Annotated in this window: 10 protein-coding genes; 8 read left to right on the top strand and 2 right to left on the bottom strand. The window is 48.6% G+C overall.

Annotated features, from left to right (window positions below; translation table 11 throughout):
• The first annotated feature begins 14 nt into the window (after nt 1-14).
• The gene (accA, locus tag CWE09_RS04920; protein WP_126802890.1) at nt 15-971 is read left to right on the top strand and encodes an acetyl-CoA carboxylase carboxyl transferase subunit alpha; all 957 of its coding nucleotides are present in this window, start codon (nt 15-17) and stop codon (nt 969-971) included.
• A 12-nt stretch (nt 972-983) separates the two neighbouring features.
• Entirely contained in the window at nt 984-2,330 is a 1,347-nt protein-coding gene (gene tilS, locus CWE09_RS04915) for a tRNA lysidine(34) synthetase TilS (protein WP_126802889.1), read from the top strand.
• On the opposite strand, the gene CWE09_RS04910 is transcribed toward tilS, so the two are convergent.
• Together CWE09_RS04910 and CWE09_RS04905 are read right to left on the bottom strand one after the other, a co-directional pair.
• Nucleotides 2,291-3,184 (bottom strand): GGDEF domain-containing protein, encoded by an 894-nt coding sequence (locus tag CWE09_RS04910; RefSeq protein ID WP_126802888.1) that lies wholly within the window; start codon nt 3,182-3,184, stop codon nt 2,291-2,293. The two genes, tilS and CWE09_RS04910, sit on opposite strands and share 40 nt — an antisense overlap.
• Before the next feature lie 117 nt (nt 3,185-3,301).
• Entirely contained in the window at nt 3,302-4,456 is a 1,155-nt protein-coding gene (locus tag CWE09_RS04905) for a patatin-like phospholipase family protein (RefSeq protein WP_241974300.1), read from the bottom strand.
• Nucleotides 4,457-4,627: 171 nt separating this feature from the next.
• Here CWE09_RS04905 and CWE09_RS04900 point away from each other — a divergent pair, with 171 nt between their 5' ends.
• From CWE09_RS04900 to CWE09_RS04875, 6 genes are all read left to right on the top strand, one after another.
• Nucleotides 4,628-5,866: an efflux RND transporter periplasmic adaptor subunit gene (locus tag CWE09_RS04900; protein WP_126802887.1), complete on the top strand. Its 1,239-nt coding sequence runs from the start codon at nt 4,628-4,630 to the stop codon at nt 5,864-5,866.
• The gene (locus tag CWE09_RS04895) at nt 5,866-9,030 is read left to right on the top strand and encodes an efflux RND transporter permease subunit (protein WP_126802886.1); all 3,165 of its coding nucleotides are present in this window, start codon (nt 5,866-5,868) and stop codon (nt 9,028-9,030) included. The genes CWE09_RS04900 and CWE09_RS04895 overlap by 1 nt, the downstream gene beginning before the upstream one ends.
• A 60-nt stretch (nt 9,031-9,090) precedes the next feature.
• Nucleotides 9,091-9,885: a DUF599 domain-containing protein gene (locus tag CWE09_RS04890; RefSeq protein ID WP_126802885.1), complete on the top strand. Its 795-nt coding sequence runs from the start codon at nt 9,091-9,093 to the stop codon at nt 9,883-9,885.
• Complete coding sequence (astE, locus tag CWE09_RS04885) at nt 9,882-10,925, top strand: succinylglutamate desuccinylase (RefSeq protein ID WP_126802884.1); 1,044 nt, start codon at nt 9,882-9,884, stop codon at nt 10,923-10,925. Before CWE09_RS04890 ends, astE begins: the two co-directional genes overlap by 4 nt.
• Before the next feature lie 194 nt (nt 10,926-11,119).
• Nucleotides 11,120-12,304: a thiamine pyrophosphate-dependent dehydrogenase E1 component subunit alpha gene (locus CWE09_RS04880; protein WP_126802883.1), complete on the top strand. Its 1,185-nt coding sequence runs from the start codon at nt 11,120-11,122 to the stop codon at nt 12,302-12,304.
• Nucleotides 12,304-13,281: an alpha-ketoacid dehydrogenase subunit beta gene (locus CWE09_RS04875; protein WP_126802882.1), complete on the top strand. Its 978-nt coding sequence runs from the start codon at nt 12,304-12,306 to the stop codon at nt 13,279-13,281. The genes CWE09_RS04880 and CWE09_RS04875 overlap by 1 nt, the downstream gene beginning before the upstream one ends.
• The last annotated feature ends 12 nt before the right edge of the window (nt 13,282-13,293 follow it).

Below are 13,293 nucleotides of genomic sequence, written 5' to 3'. Positions count from 1 at the left end.
CTTGGAATGTAATAATGAGCCTGAATTTTTTGGATTTTGAAAAACCTATCGCCGAGCTGCAAGCACAGATTGACGAATTGAAAAGTGTTGGTGCGAAAGGTGAGCTGAATATTGATCTTGAAAAAGAAGTCAAACAGCTGCAAAAAAAGCGGGTAGAGCTGACAGAGAAAATTTTCTCTGATCTTTCTTCCTGGCAGGTGGCTCAGCTGGCACGTCATCCGCAGCGTCCTTATACGCTTGATTACATCGACCTTATGTTTACTGAGTTCGATAATCTGGCTGGAGACCGTGCCTACGCAGATGATAAAGCTATTGTGGGTGGCGTGGCCCGACTGGACGGTGCTCCGGTAATGGTTATAGGCCAGCAAAAGGGTCGCGAAACCCGGGAAAAAGTACGCCGTAACTTTGGTATGCCAAAACCCGAAGGTTATCGCAAGGCCCTGCGCTTAATGGAAATGGCCGAGCGCTTTAAGATGCCGGTGCTAACCTTCATTGATACGCCAGGTGCTTACCCTGGGGTTGGTGCTGAGGAGCGTGGTCAGAGTGAAGCCATTGCGCGTAACCTGAAAGTAATGTCACGCCTTAAAGTGCCAACTATCTGTACCGTTATTGGTGAAGGCGGCTCTGGCGGTGCTTTGGCAATAGGTGTGGGTGATAAGGTCAATATGCTGCAATACAGCACCTATTCGGTGATTTCTCCTGAAGGCTGTGCTTCCATTTTATGGAAAAGTGCCAGTAAAGCCGAGTTAGCTGCCGATGCTATGGGTGTGACCGCCCAGCGTTCACATGAACTGGGTCTGATTGATACTATTATTGAAGAACCTCTGGGCGGTGCTCATCGCAATTATGAAGATATAGCTAAGCTGCTAAAAGCTCAGTTGAAAAAAGACATTGCTTCTTTGCAGGGATTGAGCACCGATCAGCTACTGGATAACCGTTATAAGAAACTGATGTCTTTTGGTTATTGCTAACAGGCAGATGCCTTGAATATCGTTGACGACTTATATGCCAGTTACTGTTCTGCAATACAGGCGTTGCAGCCTGAACCAGGACAGCAACTGGTAGTTGCTTTAGGCGGTGGGGCAGACTCTCAGAGTGTTCTTGACCTGACGCTGCGCTACCGCGAACAGCATCCTGAACTTAATTACCTGGCTATTCATCTGGATCATTTTTTTCATCCGGACTCGCCGCAATGGGCTGAATTTTTGCGTGACTACTGCGCATCTCAGGATATGCCCGCAATTGTTGAATCTTTACCGGTAGACCTGCTTAATCGGCACAGTAAAGAAGCTCAGGGACGCAGCGCCCGTTATCGGCGTCTGGCTGAACTCACCGATGACAATGCCATTATTTTACTCGGTCAGCACTTAAGTGATCAGGCCGAAACTTTTCTGCTGCAATTGAAACGAGGTTCCGGTCCGAAAGGCCTTGCTGCTATGGCGGCCCAGGCACCTTTTACCGGTCAACGGCGTTTATGCCGACCTCTGCTTGGGCATAATAAAGAGCAAATCATACGTTATGCGAGCACGCGAGAGGTGCCCTGGATAGAGGATGACACTAATCTGGACACCAGCATTGATCGCAATTTCTTACGCCACGATGTCGTTCCACTGTTGCGCCAGCGCTGGCCTCAGTTTGAGCAAGTGGTCGCGCGCTCGGCTAAATTGTGTGCGGAGCAGCAGGAACTGCTGGATTCGTTGCTGCAGAATGATTTAAAGCAACGTGCCTGCGGCCACTGCTTTCAGCTAACACAATGGCAGTCGTTGTCGCTACCACATCGGTCTGCGTTACTGCGTGCCTGGTTGCAACAATGTGGGGCCAGTATGCCCAGTCAGTCAGTAATGCAGAATCTGTTGCAGCAAACTACTGCGGCTGAGGATGCCAATATTCAGGTGCGTTGGGGGCAACAACAGTTGCGTCGTTATCAGAACGAATTGTATTTATTGCCGCTTTTTGCTGACTTAAAGGAGTACTATCAGCACTGGGATGGGGAAAGCGAACTTCAGTTACCGGATAATCTCGGCAGTATTGTTGCTGATCCACAGCAGGGTGATGAGCTGGCGATTAGTGAAGGGACGCAGTTAAGCCTGCGTTTGCTGCAGCCGGGCGACAAGTTTCGCGGCCAGGGCCGGGAGCAGAGCCGGTCGTTAAGCCGCAGCCTGGGCAAGGTGGGTGTTAAGCCCTGGGAGCGCCAGCGTTGGCCGGTTTTAGTTGTTGCTGGGCAAATTGCATGGACTCCGCAGTTAGGCGTAAATGCAGACTACCAGCCTGAATCACCATTACGTTATCTTCACCCGGTCTGGCTAAAAGATAGCGGGGCCTCTAAATAATTAGGCCCTTTATTTTTAGCTAGCAGTAGTGCCTGCCTGGCATCTTCCAGCAAACTGTCTGCAGTATGTGCCGGTTTCACCATGACTGCTCCGGCACAACAACTAATGTTCTGGCTGTTAAGTGGGCAGTTATCGCTGATAGCCAGCTGCAAACGTCGAAAAATAAGTTGTAAAGCGCTTTCATCCGGATTGGCTACGATAATCAAAAACTCATCGCCGCCAAAGCGGAATAACTGGTCACAGCTGCGTAACTGCTCACGAAGTAAATGGGCAAATTCGATGAGAACCTTGTCACCCTGAGTATGGCCGTGGTTTTGGTTAAACTGCTGAAAGTTATCTAAGTCGATTAGCATGACTGCATATTGCAGATCGCTACGCTCCTGCACATTTAATAATTGTGCCAGTACTTCTTCAAGCAGCACCCGGTTACCCAGGTTAGTTAGTTGGTCGCGCACCGCTTGATTACAGACTTCATGATGCAATAAGGCGTTACGCAATGGATAGAGTAGTTGTTGCTCGCAGCTTTTCATCCAGTTCTTCTGACTACTATTGAGGCGGCCTTGTGTTGTATAGGTCAGCTCCCCCAAATACTGCTGTTCTACATATAAGGTCGATAAGCTGGTTTCATGCTCATGGCCTGAAACCTGGTTGAGTATCGGGAAGTTTTCCTGGTGGTGGCAAAAAGAGAGTGCTTTCAGAGGCAGGTGGCGACTAATGAACTGAGCAAAAATAGTCAGCACTTTATTGATATTAAGGCTGGTTTGCAGTTCTTTAAGCAGTTGCTCACTGGCTGGCAAGGAACTTACCAGTGGCTTTTGTTCATTTGCTGCCTTGTTACCTGTAGGTACTGTCATTATAAGCCTCCCTTATAAACTGTAGTGGCAGATTTCCTTTTGGGCTGCCTGATCGACTATATTTTAGCCAGTGATAAATAAAAGTAACATGCTTTAACTGAAATTATTATATTAAAATCAGGTTATGGGGCGGCCACCCAGTTCCAGAAAATGATGAATGTCCTCGCGTTGTCTCATTGCATCCTGATAACCAATCTGAATCAGCTCACGGCAATAAGGTTTTTCAAATAACAGATAGCTGACAATGCTTGAGGGTGTGTCCTGGTCAATACCAATTAAGCTGAGTAAACGACGCACGGATTTTGGCATGGTTAAAAAATGCTTATGGGCTAACTGATTGAAGTCCAGTTCTGGTTTTACTATCAGGGTATCAATACGGCGCAGTTGTGGGTGTTCAATGCCTGCTTTATCTAATTGCCGGATAGTTTCGTTAATACGTTGCAGACGTTCCAAATCTGAGTTCAGAGTGTCTGCAAAGATGGTGTCCAGCAAATGACCTGCAATAGCTGCACTGGAAGGTACATAATGGCGATTAAGTGGGTCTTCCATATGCGCTTCATCGACTCCGATTACCAGTATTTTGCTGGCGCCCAAATGAATGGGTGCGCTTAATGGTGATATCTGGTGAATAGCGCCGTCGCCATAAAATTGATGCTGAATTTCAATTGCTGGAAAAACCAGCGGAATCGCGGCCGATGCCATCAGGTGCTCCTGAGTTAGTCGGGTGCGTATACCGCGACGTTTAGAGCGTTGCCAGTCCCGGTAGTGAGACGAGCCCTCGTAAAAAGAGATAGAGTGGCCATTGTTATAGCAGGATGCGGAGACCGATAAGGCGCGCAGGTAGCCATTGGCGATATGACGGTCAATTTTTTTAAAATCGACGACTTTCATAATAAGTTCCCGCAAAGGCTGGTTGTCAAACAGGCTGGAAGCTGGGTTCTCCATCGTTTCTGATTGGAACAAGCGGCCGACACGACCTAATAAATGACCTACCAGCTCAGTATTGCTGCTTCGGTACACCTGGTCGGTAGAAAAGTTAGCCCAGACATGTTCGAGTTTTTTCACCGCGAGGTGGAAGTTAGACGCATAACAGGCCATGGCAGAAGCATTCAGGGCGCCGGCAGAAGTACCGCACATGATCCGAAAAGGCAGCGGGTGAGCGCGGGGGACAAGTGTTGCAATGCCTTTAAGTACGCCTACCTGGTAGGCAGCGCGCGCTCCGCCACCGGTTAGCATAAGCGCAGGCTCTCTATAGTTATTTACGCTGGACACAGTTAGTTACATTATTCCTGTAGTTGTTACAAATGTTTACTAGTTGTTGCTTACTTACTGATAAAAGTTACTTCATAATAGTGTCATCAACTAATGCACCTTATGTGCTTGTCTTTTTTGAGTAACTCAAATTACTTATCGCCTGTATAAATCTGAGAATAGTATACCGTTATGGCTTCAAAAAAACGTATTTTCTTACCAGTAATTATCCTGGTTCTGGCACTTGTTATTGCTTTTGTTCTGGCTTCCTCCCGCACACCGCCGCAGCGCGGAGGCCCGGAGCGTTTACCTGTACTGGTGGAGTATCAGGAGGTCGAAATCAAAGACCAGGCCTTCCGTGTACCCGCTCAGGGTTCAGTTAAACCTAAATACGATACAGATTTAGTTGCTGAGGTAAGCGGACAGGTGGTTTATGTTGCTGATAAGTTTGTCGCTGGTGGTTTTTTTGAAGCGGGCGATGTGATGTTGCGTATTGACCCCTCTGATTATGAAACGGCGCGTCAGGAAGCCCAGGCTAATGTGGCCCAGGCGGAAGCTCAGGTTGCAGAAGAACGAGCATTAAGCCAGGTGGCAGAAACAGAATGGCGATCTATTCAGGAAGGTGATATTGAGATTCCAGCGTTAGGTTTGCGTGAACCTCAGTTAGCCAGTGCTATGGCTAACCTGCAATCTGCCGAGGCTCGTCTGGCTCAGTCTGAACGAAACCTGCAACGGACCAACATCAGGGCACCTTTTTCTGGTGTGCTGCAACAAAAGCAGGCCAATTTGGGACAATATGTTGGTACAGGCAGTGTTGTCGGACGACTTTATGGTACTGACGTTGCTGAAGTGCGGCTGCCGTTGACTGATCTTGACCTGGCCTTACTTGATATTCCGACCGGTTTACGTGCCGATGAAGCGGGCCCGGCAGTTACCTTAAGCAGTCAAATTTCCGGACGCCAGCAGCTCTGGCAGGCCAGTGTTGTGCGTACTGAAGGGGTACTGGATGCCACAAGCCAGGTGACTTATGCGGTCGCTGAAGTGCAGGATCCTTACAACAGGCAAGGCCCGAGCCACGAAATTCCACTCGCATTTGGCCGCTTTGTAGAAGCACAAATTGAGGGTATTACGCTGGCGGATATGGTAGAGCTGCCTCGTTATGCGGTTCACTCTGGTGGTTTTGTATGGATTATCAGTGGTGATGAAGAGCGCATTCTGGAACGCCGTGAAGTCGAAGTGCAGCGACGCGATCGGCATACTGTGTTTATCCGTGCTGGTCTGGAAGCTGGTGAAAAAGTGCTGCTAACTCAGCTGGATAATCCGTTACCCGGACAGCGAGTGCGATTACCCGGTGATGAAGTCGAACCTGCTGAAGAAAGCATGGACGACGACAGCGTCCAGCCAGATACGCAAAACGGAGGGGACGATTAATGGAACCTTCAACGCCACAAACCCCGCCACCTCAACGACCGCCTGAAAAAGGCCTTATTGCCTGGTTTACCCGTAATACCGTGGCCGCAAATTTATTAATGGCTTTCATCATTATCGGCGGTATTTTGTCGGTGATGTCGATTCGTAAACAAATGTTCCCGACCGTGGAACTGAATATGATTACTATTCAGGTGCCTTTTCCTGGGGCAGCTCCGCAAGAGGTTGAGCAAGGCGTCGTTATTCGCATTGAAGATGCCATTGATGACGTTGAAGGCATCAAAAATGTGCGCAGTACCTCGAACGAAGGGTTAGCTTCACTTTCAATTGAAGTTGAAACCAGTTATCCGGTTCAGGAGGTGATGGACGAAGTTAAAATGCGCGTGGATGGCATTGCCAGCTTTCCGGCCCAGATAGAACCCCCGAATATATACAGGACACGGCAACAGCGACAGATTATCTGGGTGTCGGTATACGGCGATATTAATGAGGGGTCGCGTAAACAGCTAGCAAAAGAATTACGTGATGATTTACGTACCTTTCCGGGAATCAGTCAGGTGCAGGTTATTGGTGCTCGCGACTATGAAATTGCGGTAGAAATTTCAGAGCACGATTTACAACGTTATGATCTGACCTTTAATGAGATTACCGAAGCCATTCGCGGAACCTCGCTGGATGTGCCCGGTGGCTCTATTCGCACACCCAGCGGCGATATTTTGTTACGGGCCAAAAATCAGAGTTATACCGGTGATGAATTTGAGCAAATTGTATTATTACGCCGTGACGACGGCACGCGCTTAACACTGGGCGATATTGCTCAGGTCAATGATGGCTTTGTTGAGCGAAGAGGGTTTGCTGAGTTTGATGGCAAACCTGCCACCTTCGTGCGGGTGGATTCAGTGGGCGATCAGAATGACCTGGCGATAGCCGCCACAGTAAAAGAATATCTGGAGGACAAGCGTGGCCAGCTGCCGGAAGGGGTTCAGGTAGCGCACTGGGGAGACAGTTCGTATTATCTGCAGGGTCGGCTCGACCTGATGCTGAATAATATGTATATCGGCGTGCTTCTGGTTTTCCTGGCCCTGTCGTTATTTCTACAGTTACGCCTGGCCTTCTGGGTCATGGTGGGGTTACCGGTATGTTTCCTGGGTGCTTTCATGATGATGCAGCTGCCCATGATTGATGTTTCGGTAAACATGATTTCGCTCTTTGGTTTTATATTAGTGCTGGGGATAGTGGTCGATGACGCTATTATTATAGGTGAGAGTACCTACTCGGAAATTGAAAAATACGGTAAGACCGAGGACAACGTCATAAGGGGGGCCAAGCGGGTTGCAGTACCTGCTACCTTTGGTGTGTTGACAACCATGGTGGCTTTCACACCTATGTTGATGGTGGGTGGCGCTATGGCTGGTATCTGGCAGTCCATAGCCTGGGTTGTCATTCTTTGCCTGGCGTTTTCACTGATTGAATCGAAATGGATTTTACCGGCGCATATTAACCGCATGAAATTTTCTAAAACCCCGGAAACTAAACAGAATGCCTTTCAACGTTTTCGCAATGGTTTTGCTAATCAGCTGAAAAAATTCGTCGAAACTCGTTATCGGCCTTTTGTCGCAAAGTGCCTGGATTACCGTTACACCACGATTGCCAGTTTCATTGCTTTATTCATTCTGATGATAGGGCTGATTGCTGGCGGCATGGTGCGCTGGGTCTTTTTCCCTAATATTCCCAGTGACTTCGTGCAGGCTTCAGTCGAAATGCAGCCCGGCACCAATGAAGGTCGCACTATTGCAGCTCTGGATGAGATCCGCGCGGCGCTGTATGAGGTCGATGCAGAATATCAGGAACGTTACAACCAACCCATGATTGCCCATGTGAATGTGTTTTTACAGTCCGCTGAGGGGGGCATGATCATGGTGGAACTGGAAAAAGGCGAGTCCCGCGAAATTGATGGGTTTGCGGTGGTTAACCAATGGCGTGAGCGGGTACCGGAAATGGCCGCTGTTAAGGCGCTAAACTTTGAAGGTAGCATTGGTGGTGGCGGTGGTTATGATATTGAGTTCCAGCTAAGCGGAAGTAATCTGGACGAGCTGTCAGCTGCCGCGCTGGATATCCGCACCGCGCTGGCCGAGTATGGCGGGGTTTTTGATATCTCAGATACCTTTGGCGCACCGCAGGAAGAAATTCAATTACAACTGAAGCCAGAAGCTGACGCTCTGGGCATTACTTTGCAGGATCTGGCAACCCAGGTTCGGTATGCTTTCTTTGGTGCTGAAGCACAACGTATTCAACGGGATGACGAAGAAGTACGGGTGATGGTGCGCTATCCGCTATCGGAGCGGCAATCCATAGGTAACCTGGAAAATATGCGTATCCGCACAGCGGATGGTCGACAGATCCCTTTCAATGCTGTTGCCGAAGCTATCGAAGCGGACGGTTACAGCACCATTAGCCGGGTTAACGGTGTGCGTTCGGTAAATGTAAGAGCGCGGGTGGATACTGACAGAGTTGAGCCTTTTACTATTATCCGTGACATCAGGGCGAACTATATTCCGGATATTCTGGCCCAGTATCCGAATGTGACCTTTGGTTTAGAAGGGGCCAGCCAGGATGAACAGGACGCTTTAGGCTCGCTGGCGACAGGTGCGATATTTGCCCTCTTCGGGATCTATGCATTGATGGCTATACCTTTGCGATCTTATAGTCAGCCGTTGATTATCATGTCAGTCATACCTTTTGGTATTATTGGTGCTGTGGCTGGCCACTGGATTTTAGGCATGCCGATTAGCATCCTGAGTCTGTTTGGTATTATCGCGCTCGCTGGGGTGGTGGTGAACGACAGTCTGATCCTGGTGGATTATGTGAATAAAAGCAGGGAGCACGGAGACAGCCTTAAACAAGCGGTCGTAGATGCGGGTTGTGCGCGTTTTCGCGCTATTGTGCTGACCTCTTTGACCACCTTTGCTGGTCTGCTACCTATAGTACTGGAGCGCAGCCTGCAGGCGCAGATGGTTATTCCAATGGCTATTTCGCTGGCGTTTGGTATTTTGTTTGCGACTGTAATCACCCTGCTGCTGATACCTTGTTTGTATCTGGTGCTGGATGATTTAAAAAATTACTTCAGAGGCGATAAGAGTACTCAGCAATCAGTGAGCCCGGCTTGATGCCGGGCGCGCTTGCGTCTATGATGCTGAGGCATAAGCAGAGGCGCAAGGAACCCACGGATGCGAGATATTCCACTAATTGATTTAATTGCCATTGGCTGGTTTTTGTTACTTTGGGTTGGCTATTCGCTGTTTGCCAAAAAGCGGGCGCGTCATATTCATTGCCTGTCCAGTATTCTACGGACTTTAAGGGTGGACTGGATGTATGCAGTCACCCATAAAGACCAACACATTGCGGATGCTGCGCTGATTGGCAATGTGGAACGTAACGTTACTTTCTTCGCCTCATCGACCATTCTGGTACTGGCCGGTGTGTTAACCGTACTGGCCTCTAGTGAGCAGTTTGTCCGGGTTATTGACCAGCTGCCCTTTACCGTCGAACAAAGTCCTACGCTGGTATTATTTAAGCTTGCTGGCATGGCGACTATCATGGTGTTTGCCTTTTTCAAATTTACCTGGTCCATTCGTCAGTTTGGTTTTGTTTCCGTATTACTGGGTATGGCACCGAACATGAGTCGCTCAACCGTGAGCGAAGAAGAACGCGATCGTTATGCGCGCAACACAGCCAAGGTTCTGGATCAGGCTGGCCATGAATATAACTATGGCCTGCGTGCCTACTATTTTGCCCTTGCGTATTTGTGCTGGTTCGCGAACCCCTGGTTCTTTATTACCGCTAGTGCTGTGGTGGTGGGTGTGCTTTATCGTCGTGAATATCGTTCACGGGTATTACGTGCGTTGCTCGCTACCAAGGGCTATGAACCTGGCCCCATGCCAGAGCATGAGCGCCTCGCTCAACATGCAGCTGTGAGCACCCAGGTACAGGATATTAGTGAAAAAAAGGATAAATCTGAGTGAATTTACGAGTTTTATCGGAACAGAATTTTTTAACTTTCACCCGAGAGCATGAATGGGGTGTTGATATCGATCAGACTGAATGTCTGGCGGATGGTACTCAGGTTGAGATCTGGGACAGTGGCGTTATTGTGTTTACTCCCGCCAATCCTGGACCACTGGATTTGATTTTGTCCTGCGCGGTACATGGCGATGAAACCGCCCCTATTGAGATTTGTGATGAGCTGATTGAACAGCTGCGGCAGGGGTATCTTCAGTCAGGTAATCGGGTGATGTTCTTAATCGCTAACCCAGCGGCCATTAATATTGGCAAACGTTTTGTTGATGAGAATATGAACCGTTTATTCAGCGGCGCTCATAGTGAAGGCGAGGGGCTGGTCAATAAAGAGCGAGTGCGGGCGCAAAAACTGGAACAGTACGTCGCCCGTTTCTACGAGCAGGCGCCTGCGGGAAAACGCCAGCGTTTGCATTATGATATGCATACTGCCATTCGTGATTCGCAGCACGAAAAATTTGCTGTTTATCCTTTTACTCATGGTGCCCCTTACAAAAAGCACCAGTTACAGTTATTGGGTGCGATGGGTGTTAATACCGTGCTTTTGCATGAAGGCCCAACGACCACTTTTTCTTACTTTAGTGTACGTAACTTTGCTGCCGACGCTTTCACTCTGGAATTGGGTAAAGTGCGCCCCTTCGGGCACAATGACATGCATAAATTTGCTGCGGTGAAGGAAGTTTTGCAGAAACTGATTTGTAATCAGGAACTGAAACTGGGCAACTTTGAGCCATCTGATTTTCATATTTATCAGGTTCTGCGCAGTATCAACCGGACACAACAGGACTTTGAACTTAATTTCCCGGATGACGTGGCAAACTTCACCGAGTTTGCAGTCGGTTATGAACTGGCGCGGGATGGCGATAAAACCTATCCTGTGCAGACTCAGGGCGAATCTATTATTTTTCCCAATGCTAAAGTAGCACTGGGCCAGCGCGCGTTAATCACAGTGGTTGAAGTAGACGCCGATCAGATTGAACTGGTCTGAGTAGTTTGTGGCAGCCAGCCGCCAGAACAGAGACAAAGGTTGCAGCACACGTGAATAAAGGGCTCTACAGCATGTGTTTTATTGCTGTAGCGCTTGATGAACACCACCTTACGACAGCTGGATGTGAATCAATTTGCATCACCGTTGACGTAAAGGTAAAGTTGCGCTCATTTCAGGTATAACGAGAGTAAGTTATGGCTAAAGTATCGACGAAACAGCCAACCGTAGTCACCGAGATCGATGTTATCGACGGGCACGCGTTGAAAATTCCAATGTTTCAGTTGTTGAAAGCTGATGGTACTCCGCATAAAGGCGCGAAGTTACCGGATGTAGACAAGAAACTGGCACTAAAAATGTTTGAAACCATGCAGTTTATCCGTGTTCTGGATGAACGCATGTTTGCCGCTCAGCGTCAGGGACGTATTAGTTTCTACCTGTCCTCGTTGGGTGAAGAAGCTACGAGCATAGGCTCTGCTGCTGCCCTTGAATTTGAAGACATGATCATGGGGCAATATCGCGAACAGGGCGCATTAGCCTATCGTGGATTCACCGTAGAACAATTTATGAATCAATTGTTCTCGAATGCCAAAGATTTAGGTAAAGGCCGTCAGATGCCGGTACATTATGGCTCTGCTGAGCTTAATTTTATGACTATTTCTTCGCCGCTGGGAACTCAAATCCCGCAGGCTGCTGGTTATGCTTACGGGCAAAAACAAGAGAAGTCGAAAACCTGCACTATCTGTTATTTCGGTGAAGGTGCCGCTTCAGAAGGCGATTTCCATGCCGGCATGAACATGGCCGCGGTACTTAAAGTGCCCGCAATCTTCTTCTGCCGTAATAATGGATATGCGATTTCCACACCTATTGATGAGCAATTAGCGGGTGATGGCATAGCGCCACGTGGTGTTGGTTATGGCATGAAAACCATCCGTGTTGACGGCAACGATATGCTGGCTGTTTATGCCGCTACTAAAGAAGCCCGTCGTCTTGCCGTAGAAGAAAATGAACCTGTATTGATCGAAGCGATGTCGTATCGCATGGCCGGTCACTCAACTTCAGATGATCCTACTGGTTACCGTACCCGCGAAGAAGAGCAGGCATGGCGCGATAAGTGCCCGTTAGTGCGCATGCGTAACTGGCTGCTGAATAAAGGCTGGATTACTGAAGAAGAAGCCGACGCTCAGCAAAAACGCCATAAAGACGCGGTACTGGCTGAATTGAAGACTTCAGAGAAAATCCCGGTTCCTCACATTGACGAAATCATCAATGATGTTTACGACACTCCAACTCAACAGCTAAAAGAGCAGCTGGATGATCTGAAAGCACATATCCGCAAGTATCCGGATGCTTATCCAAAAACATCAGAAGGGGTGAAGTAATGGCTAAAATGAATTTATTACAGGCCATCAACAGCGCCCTTGATCTGGCGATGGCAAAAAACGACAAAGTCAGTATTTTTGGTGAAGACGTAGGTCATTTCGGCGGCGTCTTTCGTGCCACCAGTGGTTTGCAGGAAAAATACGGCCGGGACCGTTGCTTCAATACGCCGCTGGTCGAGCAGGGCATTATTGGTTTTGCCAATGGTCTGGCGGCTCAGGGCAGTTTCCCGGTAGCTGAAATTCAGTTCGGCGATTATATTTTCCCGGCTTTTGATCAGATTGTGAATGAAACCGCTAAATTCCGTTACCGTTCAGGTAACGAATTTAATGTTGGCGGCCTGACCATACGCACACCTTACGGCGGCGGTATTCACGGTGGCCATTATCACTCACAGTCACCGGAAGCCTATTTTGCACATACCCCGGGCCTGAAAATTGTTATCCCACGTAATCCTTATGAAGCTAAAGGTTTGCTGCTGAGTTCAATTTTTGATCCTAATCCGGTTCTCTTTCTGGAACCTAAGCGCATGTACCGTGCTGCGGTGGGTGAAGTGCCGGAAGAAGAATATACCATTCCGCTCGGCAAAGCTGACGTGATGAAAGAAGGTTCAGATATTACGCTGGTCGGCTGGGGCGCGCAGATGGAAATCATCGAAAAAGCGGCAGAACTGGCTGAAAAAGACGGAGTAAGCTGTGAAATTATCGATTTGCGCAGCATTCTGCCGTGGGATAAAGACACCGTCGCTGAGTCCGTGCGTAAAACCGGACGCCTGGTGATTTCTCAGGAAGCCCCTCATACTAATGCTTTTGGTAGTGAAGTGGCCGCTACGGTTCAGGAAATGGCGTTTTTATACTTAGAATCTCCGATCATGAGGGTTTCTGGTTTAGACACCCCGTATCCGCTAGCCCATGAAAAAGAATACATGGCTGACCACCTGAAAACTTACGAAGCTATTAAGCGTTCGTTGAATTATTAACAGGAGCCTGAG

The sequence above is a fragment of the Aliidiomarina minuta genome, from assembly GCF_003987145.1.
In the GTDB taxonomy this organism is placed as follows: Bacteria; Pseudomonadota; Gammaproteobacteria; order Enterobacterales; family Alteromonadaceae; genus Aliidiomarina; species Aliidiomarina minuta.
This window is presented reverse-complemented; position numbering and strand designations above follow the sequence as displayed.